The sequence below is a fragment of the Devosia sp. A369 genome (assembly GCF_054489345.1).
Map to the genome: position 1 here is coordinate 264,652 of NZ_JBTMWV010000001.1, position 18,201 is coordinate 282,852.

An 18,201-nucleotide genomic window follows, 5' to 3' on the forward strand; every position below is an offset into this window, starting at 1 on the left:
GACCGTACGCTTTAAAACGAACGGCGACGGCCACTTAACCCAACCCATCACTCGACCCAGTCCAGCGGAAGTCCAAACCAGCGAGCCTCTGATCCAGCGCGGGAATCAGAGGCGACAAGGCGCAACAATATCAATGAGATGCCTGGCAGGGGCTGGGGGACTCGAACCCACGACCCTCGGTTTTGGAGACCGATGCTCTACCAACTGAGCTAAACCCCTTCAGGCGAGGTCTGTCTAATGGCAAAGCCCGCGCTTCGCAAGACCCTTTCGGCCTAGTTCCAGAGATGGGGCAAGAGCGGCAGCAGCAACAGCACCATGCCGATCAGGCTGGCCAGAAAACAGATCGAGCGCCAGGGCGTCAGGCCGCGCAGATAGCAGTAGCAATGGCCGATGCGGGCCACCAGATAGAGCCCTGCCCCGGCCAGCGACAACCAGCCCTGTTCGCCCAGCACGATGGACAAGACCGCCAGACTGAGAAAGATCGGCAGCGTCTCCTGCAGATTGGCCAAAGCGCGGCGCGACCGGGCCAGCATCCGAGTCGGCTTGGGCAGATCGTCCCGCGGCCCGATCTGCGCATCGTTCCCCACCTGCTCGGTCAGGTAACGGCCCGGCAACACGACCTGAACCAGCAACAGCAGCAGCACCAGCAAAATCATCAACAGCACAATATATCTCCTCGGCGCCCGCCAACCGGACGCACACTCCTGCCACCGAACGCATGAGGATGCCAAGAAGATCAAATTCTGAGGGGCATCTTCGTCATGCCCAGATCAGTGACTAAAATGCCCGCTCTCACCGGAGCCGTCCCATGATTCCCACCATCACGGCCTTTGAACACTCCCCCGATGGCGGCAAGGGGCTGGCGCGCGATACGCGGGTGCGCTGGGCGCTGGAGGAAGTCGGGCAGGCTTACGCGGTTCGTCTGGTGTCGTTCCCGGCGATGAAGGAACCCGCCCATCGCGCGCTGCATCCGTTCGGGCAGATTCCGACCTATGAGGAAGGCGACCTCGTCCTGTTCGAGACCGGGGCGATCGTGTTGCATATTGCCGAGCAGCATGCCGGCCTGCTGCCGCAGGATGCGACGGCCCGGGCGCGCGCCATCAGTTGGATGTTTGCCGCGCTCGGCACCATGGAGCCGCCCATCCTCGAGCGCGAAGCCGCGAGACTAGTAGAGCGCAACGAACCCTGGCACGCGCAACGGCTGCCGCTGCTTGAAGGCCGCCTCCGCCACCGACTGGGCGAGCTGTCCAACCGCCTTGGGGCGGCGGACTGGCTCGATGGCGCGTTCAGCGCCGGCGACCTGATGATGGTGTCGGTGCTGCTCCGGCTGAAATCGTCGGGCATGCTGGACGAACGGCCGAACCTTGCCGCCTATGTGGCGCGCGGCGAAGCCCGGCCGGCCTATCAACGGGCGTTCGCCGCGCAATTGGCGGTCAACACCGCCACATTGGCCTAGATCAGCTGCCGACGGCCTCCTGCACGGCCAGCTCGGCCATGGCGAGAGCGGCTTCGCGCGATTTCGCGGCGGCAATGAAGCGGCCATTATGGCAGAAGCTGGCGCCGGCAACGCCGGAGACGGCTTCCAGATCCGCATCGGTCAGGCCGGCCCAGGCAGCGGGCAGGTCGGCGCGGGTTTCAAAGCCCTCATCGGCGCGGCGGATGGTGGTCAGGCACCAGTCCTGCCCCCGGGGATGGACGACGAACAGCAGATGATCGGCGCCGGCCTTGACGATGGCCGGACGGAACGGCATGCCCATCGGCAATTCCAGAACCTTGCCCGCGCCTGCCTGCTCGATAGCCTGCTGCACCAGGCCCTCGGCGCGCAATTTTGCGGCGCTGCGGGCAATGCTGGCCTCGACAAAGCTGCGGGCGATGGCCAGCGCGGTGTGGAAGCCCCGATCTTCGGCCTCGGGGTCGGTCTCGTCGAAGACGGGCTTCAAGGTTTCCAGCAAAGCCGACAGCGTCAGCCCGGCCAGTGGCCCGGCAATGGCGGGGCTGAGCGCCCCATTGTCGACCAGATCGATCGGCAGCACGAAGCTGGCATCAAACTTGGCATGCACGATCTCGACATGCGCCTCGGGAACGCCAGCGGCGGCCAGATAGTCGCGCCCATAATGCTTCCAGATCAGGCCGAACGAGCTGTAAGGCTGGTCATCGTCGCGCAGCGGCGCGCCGCGCTGATGGTGGTCATAGATCCGCGCGTCTGCATCATAGGCGCCGCCGACATCGTAGATGATGCGATCAGCGGCGGGGGTGATCCAGTCGCGGGCCCGGCTGCGGACGATCCTGGCCTGCGGGAACAGCCGGGTCAGGATGACGCTCGACAGCAGCTCGTCGGCATGGAAGCCACCCGAATGGGTGACGAGGTAATCTGGGGTCATGCCGGAATGCGCCTTGTTGTGGACTGGGTGCGCACCCCATAGCGATTGCCGGCCGGTAGCTCAACCGTTGTGCGGTCAGGCCGAAAGCCGCGCCGCCTCGCGCTTGGCTGGCACCGGCAGGCGCAGTGCGGCCACGAGGCTGCGATACTCCTGGCGCGCGTTGACATGCGACATCGATGGCGCGCTACCCAGAATATCGGCTTCCAGCGGATCGAAGACTGTCATGCCGATGGAAAACAGCGAGCGGAAAATCACCCGCTCGGCAATGCCGTCGGCGACACGGCAGCCGAGGCGCGCGGCGATGCGCTCGACGCTGTCCTGCACCTGGCTGGCATTGCGCGAGCCCAGATTGGAAATGCGGTTGCGCACCAGAACCCAATCGATGCCCGTGCCGGTCTCGGCCTGACGTTCGGCCCGGGCACGCTGCACATTGCGCGAATAGGGGCTGGTTTCAATCGGCTCGCCGCTGACGGTGTCGATCCGGGCCAACACGTCCAGATCGATCATGCTGTCATTGATCGGCGTGACCAGCGTATCGGCAAAGCCATGCGCCAGACGGGCCAGATTGCCATCGAAGCCGGGCGTGTCGATAACGATGAAATCGACCTCGTCGCGCAGGCCGGCGATGGCCTTGGTGAAAATGTCGAGCTCGGCGCGCTGGTTCTCGCGGATCGAGTCGCCCCAGGCGGTGGGCAGGTGCACATGCTTGGGCATCGGCACCTGTCGACCGGTGGTATCCATGGTGGCGCGGCGATTGCGGACATAGCGCGTCAGGGTCTGCTGGCGGCTGTCCACGTCGATGGTGGCGACGCGGTGGCCCTGATGCAGCAGATAGACGGCCAAATGCAGCGCCGTGGTCGACTTGCCCGAGCCACCTTTTTCATTGCCCACTGCAATGATGTGCGCGCCGTTTTGCGCCATGTCCGACTCTCCAAATCAGGGACCGATCCCTTTGGCCCATCAAGTCGCCACACGGTTAACAAAGCCCTAACGAGCGACCGCGACGCAGGCTTACTCGGCCGCAATAGTGAGGACGACATTGCCGCGCTTCCGGCCGGTATCGACATAGGCATGGGCTTCCGCCGCATGTTCCAGCGGATAGCTACGATCAATGACCGGGCGATAGGCCCCCGTTGCCGCCAGCTGCGCGAGATAATCCAGATGCGCTGTTTCGATCTTTACCACCCCGGCAATGACCTTCTTGCCGCTCGCCTTGGATGGCCGACCGATCCCGACCACCTGGGCCAGCGAGCCCAGGATCACCAGCAGGCGCCCGCCCGGCGCCAGCACTGGCTCGCAGCGGGAAAATGGCGCCGTGCCGGTGGTGTCGACGATGACATCCCAGCTGGCGCCGGATTTGGCGAAGTCGGTCACGGTGTAGTCGATGACGCTATCGGCGCCGATCGAGCGGACCAGTTCGAGATTGGCGGTGCTGCAAACGCCGGTGACATCGGCGCCGAGATGCTTGGCGATCTGTACCGCCGCCGTGCCCACGCCCCCCGAGGCCCCGACCACCAGAACCCGGTCGCCCGGCTTGACCCCGAGCTTGTCCTTGAGCGGCCCGAGCACCGTGGTGCCGCCGAAGCTGAGCGCGGCCGCCTCTTCGAACGAGATATTGGCCGGTTTCAGCGCGATCAGGCCAGTTTCCCGCATCGTCCGGTATTCGGCATGGCTGCCAAATTGCGCACCGGGAAAGGCGAAGACTGCATCACCCGCCTTGAAGCGCGTCACGCTCCGGCCGACCGCTTCCACGACGCCGGCAAGCTCAGTGCCGAGGATGGGCTGACGCGGTCCGAAGATCCCGAACACCAGCCGGCCAAGGATACCAAAACCCCGCGGCAGGTTGAGGCTCCGTGCCCGCCAGTCGCCGGTGGTGACGGTCGTCGCCCGGATGCGGATCAGCACCTCGTCGTCGCGTGGCACAGGCTTGGGCAGGTCAACGAGCGTGAGCACTTCGGGGCCGCCGTAGCGGTGGTAGACCATGGCTTTCATGTTTTTCTCTCCTGCGCTCCACAGCGCCTGAAAATCTTTTACGCCGATCCAGCCCATAGAAAAATTGACGAACTCGGTCCGTTTGATATGCATTTATGCATGGATTGGCGGGCGGTAAAATTCGACTGGAACCGGGCTCGGGCGTTTCTCGTCACGGCCGAAGAGGGCTCGCTCTCGGCAGCGGCGCGGGCGCTGGGCATGACCCAGCCCACGCTCGGGCGGCAGGTGGATGCGCTTGAGGAGGAACTCGGCGTCATCCTGTTTGAACGGGTCGGGCGCGGCTTTATCCTCACTCCGAGCGGGCTCGACCTGCTTGAGCATGTGCGCGCCATGGGCGACGCGGCGGGCTTGGTGTCACTAGCCGCCGCCGGGCAATCGCAGTCGATCGAAGGAACGATCTGCATTGCGGCGAGCGAGACCCATGCAGCGCTGCTGCTGCCGCCGGTGATCGCCAAGCTGCGCATCACCCATCCGGGCATCCATATCGAGATCGTCGCCTCGTCGCGCGCCAGCAATCTGCGGCGGCGGGAGGCGGATATCGCGCTGCGCAACTTCGCCCCGACCGAGCCCGATCTGATCGCCCGGAAAATCCGCGACATCCCGGCCCGGCTCTACGCCACGCCGGCCTATCTCGACCGCATAGGCAATCCGAAGCTGCCTTATGAGCTACGGAACGCCGATTTCATCAGCATCGACAGCTCGGGCATGTTCCTCAAGGGGCTCAACGCCATGGGGCTCAATCTGACCGAGCGCAATTTTCCCATCCTCACCGAGAACTATCTGGTGATGTGGGAATATGTGAAGCACGGCATCGCCATCGGCATTCAGGACGGCAATGTTGGCGACGCCGAGCCGCTGGTGCGGCGGGTGCTGCCGGACCTTGAGCCGCTGCTATTTCCCATCTGGCTGGTGGCGCATCGCGAACTCAACACCAGCCGCCGCGTCCGGGTGGTGTTCGACCTGTTGGCCACGGAACTGGCCCACCCCTAGCCGGCGCGGTTACGTCAGCACGACGTGTTGCGTCAGTTCCTCAATGGTGGTGTCGGCCTTGGCGACGTCGAAGACTTTGGTGCCGTGGCTCATGATGACGAAGCGGTCGCAGACCTGGTAGGCGTGGTAGAGATTATGCGTCACCAGCACGCTCGACACGCCCTCGGCCTTGAGCTTGAGCACCTGATGCAGCAGGGCCTCGGTTTCGCGCACCGATAGGGCTGAGGTGGGTTCGTCGAGCAGCAGCACCCGTCGCTTGAAGAACACCGCCCGCGCGATGGCGACGGCCTGTTTCTGGCCGCCGGACAGATCGCCCACCAGCTTGTCAGGCGAGTCGATGCCCGAAATATGCACAGCGCTTTCAAGCACCTGCATGGCGATGTCGCGCATCTGCTTGAGGTCGAGAAAGCCGAAGCGGTCGGTGATCTCGCGCCCCAGGAAGATATTGCGCGAGATGGAGAGGCAATCGACCAATGCGGTGTTCTGGTAGATCGTCTCGATGCCGGCCTCGGCGGAATCGCGGCGGCAGGTGAAATCCTGCTGCACGCCCTCGACGCTGATATGCCCCGAACTGGGCTGATGGATGCCCGAGAGCATGTTGACCGTGGTCGACTTGCCGGCGCCGTTGTCGCCCAGCAACCCGACCACTTCACTATGCCCGACTTCGAAGCTGAGATCGGTCAGCGCCTTGAGGGGGCCGAAGGATTTATTGATATTGTGCAGCGCAAGCAGGCTCATGACGAGGCTCCCCGGCGGTCGAGGCCGTGATTGAAGATCGAAGCCACCACGATCAGCGTCGCGATGAACATGTCGAGATAGAAGCCGGGCGCCCGCATCAGCAGCAGCACGTCGGTGATGGTAAAAATCAGCATCACGCCGAGAAACACGCCCAGGATCGAACCGCGGCCACCGCGCAATGACAGGCCGCCGATGACGCAGGCGGCGATGGCCTGCAGTTCGAGGCCCGCGCCCTGCCGCGGCTGCACGCTGCCGACGCGGGTGGTGGCCAGAATGCCGGCAAAGGCCGCCATGAAGCCGGCAATGGCAAAGGCGATCAGCTTGATGCGATTGGTGTTGACGCCGATGGCGGTGGCCGCCGAACGATTGCCGCCGGTGGCAAAGACGTGGTTGCCGAAGCGGTGGCGATGCAGCAGCGCCCAGAACACCAGGCAAAGGGCGATGAACCAGATGAAGGCGGCGTTGATGCCCAATAGCGTGCCGGAGAACAGCTCGTTGAACAGCGGATTGGGATCGAAGCGCACCTGAACAGCACCATTGATCAGCAGCACCGCGCCGCGCCAGAACAGCAGCCCGCCCAGGGTGACGATGAAGCTGGGCAGGTTGAAGCGCAGGGTGAGCGCGCCATTGAGCAGGCCGATGGCGGCGCCGATCAGCAGGCCGGCCGGTGCCGCAAGGAAGGCGTCGACGCCATTGCTGACCAGCATGGCCATGACGATGGCGGTGAAGGTGTAAACCGAGCCGATCGACAGATCGAACTCGCCGGCGATCATCAGCACCCCGACGCCGAGGGCAAGACACCCCAGCACGGGCACCGAGCGCATGAGAATGCCCATATTCTGCGACGACAAATAGCGGAAGTCGTCGGGGAAGAGCAGTCCGGCGGTGATGCAGGCAATCTGCACGGCCAAAAAGACCAGCAGGATGGCGCCCGCGGGCATGCTCAGCAGGCGGTGAAGCCATGCGGCGGCCGTCAGTCCGGGCGTGGCGGCGCGATCATTGATCATGGCGGTCACGGGTTATGTCCTGGTTCGAGAAGTTGGCCCCGACCGGCGAATGGCCGGGGCCAATGGATCAGCGATAGGTGCCGATGAACGGCTTGACGACGCCAATGCGTTCCTGATTGAGGAAGGCGCCCTGGCCGGTATCGACGTCAGTCGGCGTCAGGCCGTAGCGCGCCGCCATGGCGATCTGGGCGATCGGATAATAGCCCTGCAAATAGGGTTGCTGGTCCATGGTGGCGAACATGGCGCCGGACTCGACGGCGTTGACGATCTCGACCGCCAGGTCGAAGCCGCCGAACGGAATGTCGACACCCGCATCCTTGATCGCGCCGGCCCCCACGGTGGAGGTCACCGAACCGGTGCCGAACAGCGCCTTGATGTTCGGGTTGGCGATCAGCACCTGGGCCATGATGTTCTGGGCTTCGGCGGGGTCGAGACCGGAGCGAACCGTCTCCACCTTGATGCCATGCTCAGCCATTGCCTTTTCGATGCCGCCGCCGCGCGCCACGGCGAAGCTCGCCTCGGGGATTTCACGCGGGTTGAAGACGGTGTCGCCTTCCTTGAGATCGAAGGCTTCGATCATGCGGATGCCGAGTTCGTAGCCGGAGGCGAATTCGTCCATGCCGACATAGGCCTGGCGGCAATTGCCCTGGGCGCCTTCGAGATCGTCATTGTTGAAGCCGATGACGATGACCCCGGACTCGACGGCAGCGCAGATGCTTTCGTCGAAGGCATCCGAGCTGGAGATGGCCACGGCGATGCCCTGGACACCGGCGGCGACGGCGCTTTCGATCAGATCATTCTGCCGGACCGGATCATTATTGGCATATTGCACGTCGAGATCGACGCCGAAGGCCGCCGCGGCGTCCTGCGCGCCTTTGACCACGGGATTGAAGAACTGCACGCTGGGGTCGAGATAGATGATCATGGTCGCCGAGACCGGCGTCTGATCCTGCGCGATAGCGCCACAGGCACTGGCAAACAGGGTGCATCCGGCCAGTAGAGCGGCCTTTGACTTGGTCAATTTCATCGCTTAATCCTCCCTTTGGATCGCTGCGGGTCCCTCCTCGGTTCCCGCTTCGGCTGGCGTGCTCCGACCAAAGATTACGCCGTCCGAATCCGTCTTCCCTGGCTCCGGCCCGCCAAACTTTTTCGTTTGGTCGCGCTGTCGAACCGGAAAAGTGGTGTCCACTTTTCCTGACAGCCCTCCTCAGTGCTGGAACCAGGGCTCTCCCCGCCCAAGCGTCATATGCAGACCCTTGAACTGGGAATATTCATCAAAGCCGTAGCGGCCGAGTTCGCGGCCGGTGCCGCTTTTTTTGTAGCCGCCGATGGGCAATTCCGGCGTGCCGTCGATGACCGAGTTGATCCAGCAGCGGCCGACGCGCAATTTGCGGGTGGTCTGAATGGCGGTCTCGAGGTCGCGCGACCAGACACTGGCGGACAGACCGAAGGGGGTGCCATTGGCAAGCGCCACGGCCTCCTCGGGCGTATCAAAGCCAATGGTCGCCAGTACCGGCCCGAAGATTTCCTCCTGGGCGATCCGCATTTCGGGCCGCACATTGTCGAAAACCGTCGGGGCAAAGAAATTGCCGGACGATGCCGCCACCATATCGCCGCCCAACAGCAATTCGGCGCCTTCCTTGATGCCGGCGGCCACGTAGCTGGCGACTTTTTCGGTGTGAGCCTGGGAGACCATGGCGCCAAAGCGGGTGGTGGGTCCCAGCGGATCACCGAAGGGCAGACGCCGCGACAGATCGAGCAGCCGCTCCAGCAGCGCCGGGCGGATGGAATTTTCGACGATCAGCCGGCTGCCGGAAATGCAGCACTGGCCGGCATTGTGATAGACGCCATAGGCAATGCCATCGGCCGCCGCTTCGAGATCGGCATCGGCGAACACGATCTGCGGCCCCTTGCCGCCCAGTTCGAGCCCGACGCGCTTGACCCCCTTGGCCGCCAGACCCGCGAGATGGGTGCCAACGCGCACCGAGCCGGTAAAGGCCAGAACATCGACGCGCGGGTCTTCGGCCAGCACCTGGCCAACCTCGGGGCCATAGCCAGTGATGACATTGAACACCCCGGCCGGCAGCCCGGCTTCAAGCGCGATTTCGGCGAGGCGGATAGTGGTGCCCGAGGTGGCTTCGCTGGGCTTGACCACGACGGTACAGCCAGCGCCCAGCGCCCACGGCACCCGCTCGGACACGATGACGAAGGGGAAATTCCACGGTGTGATAATGCCGACGACACCGGCCGGTTCACGCAGTACCAGACCGAGCCGATTGGCGCCGATGGCGTTATGCGTGTCCCCCTCCAACCCGCGGGACTGGCCGGCGGCATAGGTCCACAGATCGGCGCAATAGCCGATCTCGCCCCGCGCCTGGCTCAGCGGCTTGCCGGTTTCGAGGCATTCGACCAGCGCCAGCTCGTCGATATGCTGCAAAATGCCGGCGGCGACCGCATGCAGGATGGTCGAACGCTCCGCCCCGCTCATGCGCGGCCAGGGACCAGTGTCGAAGGCGCGCCGCGCCGCGCCGATGGCAAGCGCCGTATCGGCGGCACCGCCCTCCGGCCATTCACTGACGACCTTGCCGCGGTGGCCGGGGCTCTCGCGCTCCATGGTCTTGCCGGACTGCGCCGCGACCGACTTGCCGTCGATCAGCATGCGATAGGCGTGTTTACTCGCCAGTCGCGGGTCACTAAGGTTCGGCACGACGAAATTGTCCTGAAAGCGTGACTGTATGACCATCGCAATGGCGGGTTGAAACCCGCCCTCCCCGAGACTGTCAGGCCGGTTGAACCGCGCCTTGTATGGAATTGTATGGTATCGTATGGTGCATTGACAACCCTGTCAATGACCCGGGTGAGATGTAGTATGACTCTGGAATTACAGACGGCAGAGAGCGGTGAAAGCGCTGCGGCATCGATCGAAAAGGATCTGCGCCGCGCCATTATCGAGCTGGAGCTGAAGCCCGGCTCACGCCTTTCCGAACAGGATATCGCGACCAGGCTGGGCGTCTCGCGCCAGCCGGTGCGCGAGGCGTTGATCCGGCTCGCCAATTCGCGGCTCATCGAGATTCGGCCGTATCGCGGCACGGTGGTGGCGCGGATTTCGGCCAAGGAAATGACCGAAGCGCTGTTTGTGCGCCAATCGGTGGAAATCGCCGTGGTGGCCAAGGCGGCGCAGTCTTTCGACGCCTGGCAGCGCAAGCGCATCGCCAGCCTGATGCTCAAGCAGGAGGAGGCGGCCAGCACGCTCAATCACGCCGCCTTCCGCGAGCATGACGAGGCCTTCCACATCGCCATCGCCACCGGGGCCGGCGTCGGCATCGCGTGGATCGCCATTGCCGACATGAAGACGCATATGGACCGGGTCTGTAACATGACGTTGCAGAGCGAAGCCGACATGCAGCGCCGGGTGCGCGAGCATCAGGCCATCATGGCCGCCATCGATGCCCATGATGTGGAGGCGGCGCAAAGTGCCATGGCCCTGCATCTGGGCAGCATCCTTGACGACCTGCCCGAGCTTGAAACCCGGCACGCCAGCCTGTTCATCTAGCCCGCGCCTTATCACTGATCGGAGCCTGCCCATGACCAACACCGCCCGCTACCCGAGCCTTGTTGGCACCCCCGTCGTCATTTCGGGCGGCGCCTCGGGCATCGGCGAAGCGCTGGTGCGCAGCTTTGCGGCCCAGGGGGCCAAGGTCGGCTTCGTCGATATCCAGGCTGAACGCGGGGCGCAGCTGGCGGCGGAACTGGTAGCAGCCGGCCAGAGCGCCCGCTTCGTGGGCTGCGATATCACCGACACGCCAGCCTATCAGGCCGCCATTGCCACGCTGGCCGCCGAACATGGCGACGCGCTGGTGCTGATCAATAATGCCGCGCATGACGAGCGGCACGAATGGGCCGAGGTCACGCCCGCCTATTGGGACGAGCGCATGGCGGTCAATCTCAAGCACAGCTTCTTTGCCATGCAGGCGGTCGCTCCGGGCATGATCGCCGCCGGGCGTGGCTCGATCATCAATACCGGCTCGATCAGCTGGATGATCATGGCGCCGCTGCTGCCGCTCTACGAGACGGCCAAGGCCGCCGCGCATGGCCTGACGCGGTCGATGGCCCGCGAACTGGGCCAGCATGGCATCCGCGTCAATACGCTGGTTCCGGGCTGGGTCATGACCGAGCGCCAACTGACCCACTGGCTCGACGACGCGACGGAAAAGCTCATCGACGACAGCCAGGCGCTCACCGGCCGGGTCTATCCCGAGGATGTGGCAGGCATGGCCCTGTTCCTCGCCGCCGAAGATAGCGCCATGATCTCGGCGCAGCAATTTCTGGTCGATGGCGGCTGGGCCAGCTAGCGCGAAATGATTGAAGCGACTGAATAAATCGACGCCCAATGCGTTGACAGCCGCGCCTGTGGGCCAGATAGAGATGCGCCCCGCCTCTCAGTTACCTTCGAGCCATCTTGTCAGCAGATCTCCGCCGTGCCGCCCTGCACCGCCTGCTGCGCTACCAGCTTTGGCGCTCAATGGCGCGCCTGGGTCTATCCCACTCGCTGGGCCGAAAATCCCTGCCGCCCACCAGTCACCGCGCCGACGTGACCCTGCTGCGGGACAATGGCCGGATCGAAATCGCCCTGCCCGCCGACCCGACCCATGTCGTGTTCATGCAGCGCGAGAGCATCACCGCCTATCTTTATCTGCTGTCCCATTGCCCGCCCGCCGTGATGGCCATGAGCTGCGCCTGCAGCGATGGCCATGAGGCTAGCGACGCCCGCTTCACTCCATCGAGCCGAACCCAGCACACTATTCCCGTGCCGGATCGCTATTTCATTCTGCGCCATGGCTTCAGCGCCGAACGCGCGCTCGCCGAGACTGCCGGCCTCGCATGGGCGCGGCGCAGCGACATCATCGTCTGGCGCGGCGGCGCCAATGGCGATGGCATCCATCCCCAGGTCGCCGAGGATGCAGCCAATCCCCGCGTCATCCAGCGTGCCCGCCTCTGCCTGCTGGCCAAAGCGGCGTCGGGCATCGACGCCAAGCTGATCTCGGGGCAAGGCGCAGGGCGGAGGCTGTCCGGTTTTGCTCCCCTCGGCATTGTCGGCGCCCAACGCCCTGAGTCACAGTGGCTGGGCGACAAATTCGCCATCGACATCGATGGCTGGACCAATGCGTGGTCCAATCTCATCACCCGCCTGCATTTCGGCTGCTGCGTGCTCAAGGTGGCAAGCGCCGACGGCTACCGCCAATGGTGGTACGACCGGCTACTGCCGTGGCAACATTTCGTCCCGGTCCGGGCCGACATGACTGACCTGCTCGAAAAAATCGATTGGGTCCGCAGCCATGATCGCGAGGCGCAGGCCATCGCCGCCCGGGGCCAGCAACTGGCGCGCAGCATGACCCTGCAAGCCGAAACGGCCATCGCCGTGCAGAGCGTAGAGCAGAACTGGAACACCAACTGAGCCTAGATGATCATTTCGCCGGCCAGCGCATTGCCGTGGCTGGCGGCGCCGGATTTATCGGCCGGCACCTCTGCACCGCGCTGCTCGATGCCGGCGCCAGCGTGCTGTGCATCGACAACTTCCAGACCAGTTCACGCCACCGTCTGGCGCCGCTGCTAAAGCGAGATGGCTTCGACCTGATCGAAGCCGATATTCTGGCGCTGCCCGACTTCCTGGCCGATGGTATTTTCAACCTGGCCTGCCCGGCATCCCCGCCGGCCTATCAGCGCGATCCGATCAATACGCTGCGGATCAACGTCATCGGCACCGACAATCTGCTGACCAGGGCCCGTGTTCTCGGCGCCCGGCTGGTGCAGACGTCGACCAGCGAGGTCTATGGCGATCCCAAGGTGCATCCGCAGCGCGAGGACTACCTCGGCCACGTCAACCCGATCGGCCCCCGCGCCTGCTACGACGAAGGCAAGCGCGCCGCCGAAACGCTGTGCACAGACTATGCGCGGCAATATGGGATGGATGTCCGCATCGCCCGCATCTTCAATACCTATGGCCCCGGCATGGCGCCGGACGATGGCCGCGTCATCTCCAATTTCGTCACCCAGGCTTTGGCGGGCCTGCCCATGACCATCTACGGCGATGGCACGCAGACCCGCTCGCTCTGCTATGTCGCGGACACGGTGGCCGCTTTAATGCGGCTTTATGCGTTGCCCGGCCTGGGGCCCGAGCCGATCAATATCGGCAATCCGCACGAAGTCAGCATCGCCGAACTGGCCGACGCGATTCGGCAGGCCTGCGATTCTCGATCCGCCATGGTCCACCGCGACCTGCCGGTCGATGACCCGATGCAGCGCTGCCCCGATATCGGCCGCGCCCGGGCTCGCCTCGGCTGGCAACCCGAAATCGCTTTGGCGGAGGGCTTGCGCCGCACCATAGCGCATTACCGGGACGACCTGCTCCGCTAGGCGTAAATCCCGGAGCCACATCAAGGTTTCTCATTTGCCGAGTTGGGCCCCGTTACCGCGCCATGCGGGACGGCCGACGGCTGTTGCGCCAGAACGGGGAAAGCCATGTTTATGAGGTGGCAAGCCCCCGTAAAGGATGCAATGTTTGTGACAGTTTGGTCACAATTGCCCAATGGGAGGAACCTCAATGCCCCGTACTAATTTCTTCAGCGCGACAGCTCTTGCCGTCATCGCGCTCGCGCTGCCGACCGTTATTGGCGCGCAGGCTCAGGACGGGGCCATTTCGGGGTCGACGCTGGTGGTTTACACGCCCAACGAAGAAGGCATGCTGGACAGCCTCATTCCGGTCTTTGAAGCCGAGACCGGCGTTTCGGTCGAGCTGATCACCGCCGGTACCGGCGAGCTGTACCAGCGTGTGCGCAGCGAGGCCGGCCGCCCGCAAGGCGACGTCATGTTCGGCGGTGGCGCAGCGCAGGCCAATGCCAATCTCGAGCTGTGGGGCGAATATGTCTCGCCGCAGGACGCCTCCATGGTCGAGGCCGGCAAGAACACCACAGGCTTCTTCACGCCCTATCAGGCTGACGGCTCCAACCTGCTCGTCAACACCGAAGCCGCCGCGGCGGCAGGCCTCGAAATCACCAGCTATGCCGATCTGCTGGCACCCGAGCTGAAGGGCAAGATTGCCTTTGGCGACCCGACGGCGTCGTCGTCGGCCTTTGCCCAGCTCACCAACATGCTCAAGGCCGTCGGTGGTGATTACGAATCCGCGGCCGGCTGGGATTATGTGACGGCGCTGGTAACCCAGCTCGACGGCATCTCCATCGGGTCGTCGAGCCAGGTGGCCAAGGACGTGGCTGCCGGCGAATATATCGTTGGCCTCACCTACGAGCCGCTGTCGCTGAACTTCGTCCTGAGCGGCGCTCCGGTCGAAATCGTCTATCCCAAGGAAGGCGCTGCGTTCCTCCCGGCCACCATTCAGGTGATCAAGGACGGCCCCAATCCTGCCGCCGCGCACGCTTTCATTGACTTCGTGATCTCCGAAGAAGGCCAGACCATCATCGCTGAAAAGACCGCCGGTCGTCCGCTGCGCGATGGCGTGACCAAGCCCGGCCTGCCGGCCCTGGCCGACATCCCAACCGTCCAGGAAGACGGTGCCTATGTGTCCGCCCATCGCGATGACCTTGTGGCAAAGTATCGCGCTATTCTTGAGGCGCAGTTTTGACGCTTAACGGGATCAATGCGGGAGCGCTCCGGTGACCAGCATCGCGATGCGCTCCCTGCGCAAAGAATATAACGGCCAGGTCGCGATCCCCAGTCTCGACCTGGACATCCGCAACGGCGAATTCTTCACGCTGCTTGGACCATCAGGCTGCGGGAAGACCACTTTGCTGCGCATGATCGCCGGATTCAATTCGATTGAATCCGGCACCATCTCGTTCGACGATGTGGTGATCAATGATCACTCACCCGCCGCGCGCAATATAGGCATGGTGTTCCAAAGCTATGCGCTGTTCCCGCAGATGAGCGCCGGAAAAAACGTCGCCTTCGGCTTGCAGACCCGCAATGTCGAGCGGGCGGAAAGCGCCCGACGGGTGGGCGTGGCGCTTGATCAGGTGCACATGGCGCATCTCAAGGATCGCCTCCCCGGCGAAATGTCGGGTGGGCAGCAACAGCGCGTGGCGCTGGCGCGTGCCCTGGTGATCAAACCGGCCGTGCTGCTGATGGATGAGCCGCTGTCCAATCTCGACGCCAAACTGCGTGTCGAAATGCGCGACACCATCCGCGAAGCCCAGCGCGAGTCCAAGATCACCACGGTTTACGTGACCCACGACCAGGAAGAGGCGATGGCGGTTTCTGACCGGATCGCGGTGATGAATCTGGGCGTGGTGCAACAGGTCGGCTCGCCGGCGGAGATCTACCGCAATCCGGCCAACCGCTTCGTCGCCGAGTTCATCGGCAAGACCAATTTGATCGAGCGCGAACTCCAGCATCGCGACGGCGCGACAGTGCTTGATCTGGGCGATGGCGTTGTGATCGACGTGACCGCGACCATCGACCCAGGGGCAACCGGCCGGGTGCAGATTTCGGTACGTCCCGAAGCTGTGCGGGTGGGCGACGGTGGCCTCAATGCCGAGGTGATGGACGAGACTTTCCTTGGCTCGCACTCGCAAATACGGGCGCGATTGAGCTCGGGCGAAACCGTGGAATTCCTTGAATTCTCTCGTCGCGCCGCCCTCTGGGAGCGTGGTGAAAAGGTCTCTCTGCTGCTCGACACCGCGATGTTGACCTATTTCGATGCCGAAACCGGCGTGTCGATCATGCGGGCAGCAGGCAAATGAAGGGCCCCGGCGACCGCTTTGACGGCTGGACCACGGTGGCGGTCGCGCTTACCGGTGGCTATCTGCTGATGGTGATCTGGCCGCTGATCATGGTCATGATCAGCAGTTTCGCTGGCGGCGGCGAGTTTTCGCTCGCCGGGTTCGAGAAGTTCTTCTCGTCGCGCCTGTATTACGGAACCTTGATCAACAGCATGCTGGTCACCGTCTGCGTGACCGTGCTGGCGCTCGTCGTGGCGTTCCCGCTGGCCTATTTCATGACGATGTTCCGCATCAGCGGCAACCGTACCGTGCAGATGCTGATCCTGGCGTCGATGATGTCGCCGCCCTTCATCGGCGCCTATTCGTGGATCCTGCTGCTGGGCAATAACGGCATGATCACCCAGCTGTTTCAGAGCATATTCGGGGTCAAGCCGCCCAGCATTTACGGTTTTGCCGGTATCGTTCTGGTGCTGACCCTGCAGCTGGTGCCGCTGATCTTCACCTATCTGATGGGGGCCTGGCGCACGATCGACGTGTCCTTGCTGGAAGCCTCGGAGAGCATGGGCGTCACCGGGTGGCGGCGCGCGGTGCAGGTCATCTCGCCTTTGCTGTGGCCCACCGTGCTGGCGGGTAGTCTGCTGGTCTTCGTGCGCGCCTTTGCCGATTTCGGTACGCCGATGCTGATCGGTCAGGGTTTCCGCACCGTTCCAGTGCTCATCTACAGCTCCTTCGTGGGTGAGGTGAGCACCGATAGGAGCTTTGCCGCCGCCGTATCGGTGATTGTCATCGTGGTGACGCTGGGCGTGTTCCTGGTGCAGAAATATCTGGTCGACCGGCAGAAATTCTCCATGACGGCGCTGCGCTCGATCGAACCACGCCGGCTGCCCGGCTGGCGCGGCGTTGCGGCCCATCTCTATGTCTATGGCTTCCTGACGCTGGCGCTGGCGCCGCTGGTGGTCGTGGTCATAAGTTCCTTCCGCAACACGCGCTATGGCCAGTTCGTTGATGGCTTCTCGTTCGAGAACTATCTGGATTCCCAGCGCGACATCCTGCGCTATGTCGGCAACACCTTCGGCATCGGGATTACCGCGCTGGTGATCCTGGTGGCCATTGCCGTGCTGGTTGCCTACCTCACCGTGCGGCGCAAAGGCATGCTCAGCGGCACGCTCGATACCATGACGATGGTGCCCTATGTGGTGCCTGGCCTTGTGATCGGCATCGCGCTGGTGACGGCCTTCAGCCAGGGGCCACTGATCCTGACCGGGACCTTCGCCATCATGGTGATCGCGCTGACGATCCGGCGTCTTCCCTACTCGGTGCGCTCGACGACCGCCCTGATGTACCAGCTCAACCCTAGCATCGAAGAGGCGGCGGTGAGTCTGGGTGCATCCAAATTCCGCACGCTGATGCGGATCATCGTCCCCGCCCTCGCGCCCGGAATCCTTTCCGGGGCGATCTTGAGTTGGGTCACCATCATCACCGAGCTGAGTACGACGCTGTTCCTCTACAACACCTCGACCCAGACCCTGTCGCTCGGCATCTATGCCGAGGTGATCCGTGGCCAGCTCGGCACTGCGGCGGCCCTCTCGACGCTATTGCTCGGGCTCACCATGCTGTCGCTGATCCTGCTGATGCGGCTGCCCGGGGGCCAGAAGGAATTGCGGGTTTGACGCGGAAGACGGTGCGGAACTGAGACGGCGATTACCGGCTCAGTTCCGATAGCCATGCGCAAAAATCGCGTTCAGCCCATGCGCGGTAGCGCCATGGGTTTCAGGCCGATTGAGCACCCAGGCGACGCCAAGCGTGCTCAAAAACAAATCATTGGCCGTCACCGAAGCGCGCGCGCGGCCATGCTGTTGCGCCCGCGCCAGGAACTCGCCAGTGATCCGGACCAGAGCGTCGCAGGACAGCGTCAGGGGCGAGGCGCGCTCCTTGACCGCCGTGAGCACCGGCTCGGGCAACCCGTTAAAGCTGCGCAGATAATGCTGCAGCGCATCCAACCAGGCGGACAGGGCATCGTCGGCGTCGGCGATCTCATGCGCAATCCGGGCCTGCTCGCGTAGCTCCGCCTGCCGGTCCTGCAATGCCGCAGCGAGCAAGGCTTCGCGCGAGGGGAAATGCCGGTACAGCGTCCCTGCCCCCACGCCGGCGGCCTTGGCGATCTCCTCCAGCGAGGCATTGACCCCATGCGACGCGAAATGCTGCATGGCAATCTTGAGAACGCGATCGCGGTTGCGCCTTGCGTCGGCACGCAGCCCGGGGGTCTCATCATTCACTGGCTCGATTGTCATGCGGGTCCCCCTGCTGGATTGACACAATATGGAGGCAGCCTCCATATAGCGTCAAGACAAATGGAGGACG

At 63.8% G+C, this 18,201-nt stretch carries 18 protein-coding genes and 1 tRNA gene; 9 read left to right on the forward strand and 10 right to left on the reverse strand.

The genetic code is table 11. From position 1 onward, the window contains the following. Positions 1-143: 143 nt before the first annotated feature. Both ACX3OZ_RS01325 and ACX3OZ_RS01330 read right to left on the reverse strand, forming a co-directional pair. A tRNA-Trp gene (locus ACX3OZ_RS01325) sits at positions 144-219 on the reverse strand. A gap of 53 nt (positions 220-272) precedes the next feature. After that, positions 273-656: an MAPEG family protein gene (locus tag ACX3OZ_RS01330; RefSeq protein WP_459095474.1), complete on the reverse strand. Its 384-nt coding sequence runs from the start codon at positions 654-656 to the stop codon at positions 273-275. Between the two features lie 152 nt (positions 657-808). On the opposite strand from ACX3OZ_RS01330, the gene ACX3OZ_RS01335 reads away from it, so the two are divergent. After that, positions 809-1,456 (forward strand): glutathione S-transferase family protein, encoded by a 648-nt coding sequence (locus ACX3OZ_RS01335; RefSeq protein ID WP_459103673.1) that lies wholly within the window; start codon positions 809-811, stop codon positions 1,454-1,456. A 1-nt stretch (position 1,457) separates the two neighbouring features. Here the strand turns inward: ACX3OZ_RS01335 and ACX3OZ_RS01340 are convergent, their stop codons facing one another. The 3 genes from ACX3OZ_RS01340 to ACX3OZ_RS01350 form a co-directional block, all read right to left on the reverse strand. Then, positions 1,458-2,381, reverse strand: coding sequence for an MYG1 family protein (locus ACX3OZ_RS01340; protein WP_459095214.1), 924 nt, complete (start codon positions 2,379-2,381; stop codon positions 1,458-1,460). A 75-nt stretch (positions 2,382-2,456) separates the two neighbouring features. Continuing rightward, entirely contained in the window at positions 2,457-3,302 is an 846-nt protein-coding gene (locus ACX3OZ_RS01345) for a division plane positioning ATPase MipZ (protein ID WP_459095213.1), read from the reverse strand. Between the two features lie 90 nt (positions 3,303-3,392). Then, a complete protein-coding gene (locus ACX3OZ_RS01350) occupies positions 3,393-4,373 on the reverse strand; it encodes an NAD(P)-dependent alcohol dehydrogenase (RefSeq protein ID WP_459095212.1) in 981 nt (326 codons plus the stop codon). 99 nt (positions 4,374-4,472) lie between these two features. Between ACX3OZ_RS01350 and ACX3OZ_RS01355 the strand changes: the two genes are divergently transcribed. Then, complete coding sequence (locus ACX3OZ_RS01355) at positions 4,473-5,363, forward strand: LysR family transcriptional regulator (protein WP_459095211.1); 891 nt, start codon at positions 4,473-4,475, stop codon at positions 5,361-5,363. A 9-nt stretch (positions 5,364-5,372) separates the two neighbouring features. Here ACX3OZ_RS01355 and ACX3OZ_RS01360 read toward each other — a convergent pair whose 3' ends face one another. The 4 genes from ACX3OZ_RS01360 to ACX3OZ_RS01375 form a co-directional block, all read right to left on the reverse strand. Continuing rightward, a complete protein-coding gene (locus ACX3OZ_RS01360) occupies positions 5,373-6,101 on the reverse strand; it encodes an ATP-binding cassette domain-containing protein (protein WP_459095210.1) in 729 nt (242 codons plus the stop codon). Continuing rightward, positions 6,098-7,042, reverse strand: a complete 945-nt coding sequence (locus ACX3OZ_RS01365) for an ABC transporter permease (RefSeq protein WP_459103829.1) — start codon at positions 7,040-7,042, stop codon at positions 6,098-6,100. The genes ACX3OZ_RS01360 and ACX3OZ_RS01365 overlap by 4 nt, the downstream gene beginning before the upstream one ends. A 133-nt stretch (positions 7,043-7,175) precedes the next feature. Beyond that, positions 7,176-8,135: a sugar ABC transporter substrate-binding protein gene (locus ACX3OZ_RS01370; RefSeq protein WP_459095209.1), complete on the reverse strand. Its 960-nt coding sequence runs from the start codon at positions 8,133-8,135 to the stop codon at positions 7,176-7,178. Positions 8,136-8,315: 180 nt separating this feature from the next. Further along, on the reverse strand, positions 8,316-9,851 hold the full coding sequence (locus ACX3OZ_RS01375) for an aldehyde dehydrogenase family protein (protein ID WP_459095208.1): 1,536 nt from the start codon (positions 9,849-9,851) through the stop codon (positions 8,316-8,318). A 126-nt stretch (positions 9,852-9,977) separates the two neighbouring features. On the opposite strand from ACX3OZ_RS01375, the gene ACX3OZ_RS01380 reads away from it, so the two are divergent. From ACX3OZ_RS01380 to ACX3OZ_RS01410, 7 genes are all read left to right on the forward strand, one after another. Further along, positions 9,978-10,661 carry a GntR family transcriptional regulator gene (locus ACX3OZ_RS01380; protein WP_459095207.1) on the forward strand — a complete coding sequence of 228 codons (684 nt, stop codon included), beginning with the start codon at positions 9,978-9,980 and terminating at the stop codon, positions 10,659-10,661. Positions 10,662-10,692: 31 nt separating this feature from the next. Next, a complete protein-coding gene (locus tag ACX3OZ_RS01385; RefSeq protein WP_459095206.1) occupies positions 10,693-11,460 on the forward strand; it encodes an SDR family NAD(P)-dependent oxidoreductase in 768 nt (255 codons plus the stop codon). Between the two features lie 107 nt (positions 11,461-11,567). After that, positions 11,568-12,563 carry a glycosyl transferase family 90 gene (locus ACX3OZ_RS01390; protein WP_459095205.1) on the forward strand — a complete coding sequence of 332 codons (996 nt, stop codon included), beginning with the start codon at positions 11,568-11,570 and terminating at the stop codon, positions 12,561-12,563. A gap of 35 nt (positions 12,564-12,598) precedes the next feature. Then, positions 12,599-13,522, forward strand: a complete 924-nt coding sequence (locus ACX3OZ_RS01395) for an NAD-dependent epimerase/dehydratase family protein (RefSeq protein ID WP_459095204.1) — start codon at positions 12,599-12,601, stop codon at positions 13,520-13,522. Positions 13,523-13,709: 187 nt separating this feature from the next. Continuing rightward, positions 13,710-14,744: an extracellular solute-binding protein gene (locus tag ACX3OZ_RS01400; protein WP_459095203.1), complete on the forward strand. Its 1,035-nt coding sequence runs from the start codon at positions 13,710-13,712 to the stop codon at positions 14,742-14,744. 31 nt (positions 14,745-14,775) lie between these two features. Further along, complete coding sequence (locus ACX3OZ_RS01405) at positions 14,776-15,861, forward strand: ABC transporter ATP-binding protein (protein ID WP_459095202.1); 1,086 nt, start codon at positions 14,776-14,778, stop codon at positions 15,859-15,861. Continuing rightward, complete coding sequence (locus ACX3OZ_RS01410; RefSeq protein WP_459095201.1) at positions 15,858-17,510, forward strand: ABC transporter permease; 1,653 nt, start codon at positions 15,858-15,860, stop codon at positions 17,508-17,510. Before ACX3OZ_RS01405 ends, ACX3OZ_RS01410 begins: the two co-directional genes overlap by 4 nt. A 39-nt stretch (positions 17,511-17,549) precedes the next feature. On the opposite strand, the gene ACX3OZ_RS01415 is transcribed toward ACX3OZ_RS01410, so the two are convergent. Beyond that, entirely contained in the window at positions 17,550-18,131 is a 582-nt protein-coding gene (locus ACX3OZ_RS01415) for a TetR/AcrR family transcriptional regulator (protein ID WP_459095200.1), read from the reverse strand. Positions 18,132-18,201: the final 70 nt, after the last annotated feature.

Excerpts from the sequence above, each read along its gene's own strand:
- ACX3OZ_RS01385 (WP_459095206.1), top strand. The coding sequence starts at position 10,693 with ATGACCAACACCGCCCGCTACCCGAGCCTTGTTGGCACCCCCGTCGTC.
- ACX3OZ_RS01330 (WP_459095474.1), bottom strand. The coding sequence starts at position 656 with ATGATTTTGCTGGTGCTGCTGCTGTTGCTGGTTCAGGTCGTGTTGCCG.
- ACX3OZ_RS01375 (WP_459095208.1), bottom strand. The coding sequence starts at position 9,851 with ATGGTCATACAGTCACGCTTTCAGGACAATTTCGTCGTGCCGAACCTT.
- ACX3OZ_RS01360 (WP_459095210.1), bottom strand. The coding sequence starts at position 6,101 with ATGAGCCTGCTTGCGCTGCACAATATCAATAAATCCTTCGGCCCCCTC.
- ACX3OZ_RS01380 (WP_459095207.1), top strand. The coding sequence starts at position 9,978 with ATGACTCTGGAATTACAGACGGCAGAGAGCGGTGAAAGCGCTGCGGCA.
- ACX3OZ_RS01335 (WP_459103673.1), top strand. The coding sequence starts at position 809 with ATGATTCCCACCATCACGGCCTTTGAACACTCCCCCGATGGCGGCAAG.
- ACX3OZ_RS01350 (WP_459095212.1), bottom strand. The coding sequence starts at position 4,373 with ATGAAAGCCATGGTCTACCACCGCTACGGCGGCCCCGAAGTGCTCACG.
- ACX3OZ_RS01415 (WP_459095200.1), bottom strand. The coding sequence starts at position 18,131 with ATGACAATCGAGCCAGTGAATGATGAGACCCCCGGGCTGCGTGCCGAC.
- ACX3OZ_RS01340 (WP_459095214.1), bottom strand. The coding sequence starts at position 2,381 with ATGACCCCAGATTACCTCGTCACCCATTCGGGTGGCTTCCATGCCGAC.
- ACX3OZ_RS01365 (WP_459103829.1), bottom strand. The coding sequence starts at position 7,042 with ATGCCCGCGGGCGCCATCCTGCTGGTCTTTTTGGCCGTGCAGATTGCC.
- ACX3OZ_RS01355 (WP_459095211.1), top strand. The coding sequence starts at position 4,473 with ATGGATTGGCGGGCGGTAAAATTCGACTGGAACCGGGCTCGGGCGTTT.
- ACX3OZ_RS01410 (WP_459095201.1), top strand. The coding sequence starts at position 15,858 with ATGAAGGGCCCCGGCGACCGCTTTGACGGCTGGACCACGGTGGCGGTC.
- ACX3OZ_RS01400 (WP_459095203.1), top strand. The coding sequence starts at position 13,710 with ATGCCCCGTACTAATTTCTTCAGCGCGACAGCTCTTGCCGTCATCGCG.
- ACX3OZ_RS01370 (WP_459095209.1), bottom strand. The coding sequence starts at position 8,135 with ATGAAATTGACCAAGTCAAAGGCCGCTCTACTGGCCGGATGCACCCTG.
- ACX3OZ_RS01345 (WP_459095213.1), bottom strand. The coding sequence starts at position 3,302 with ATGGCGCAAAACGGCGCGCACATCATTGCAGTGGGCAATGAAAAAGGT.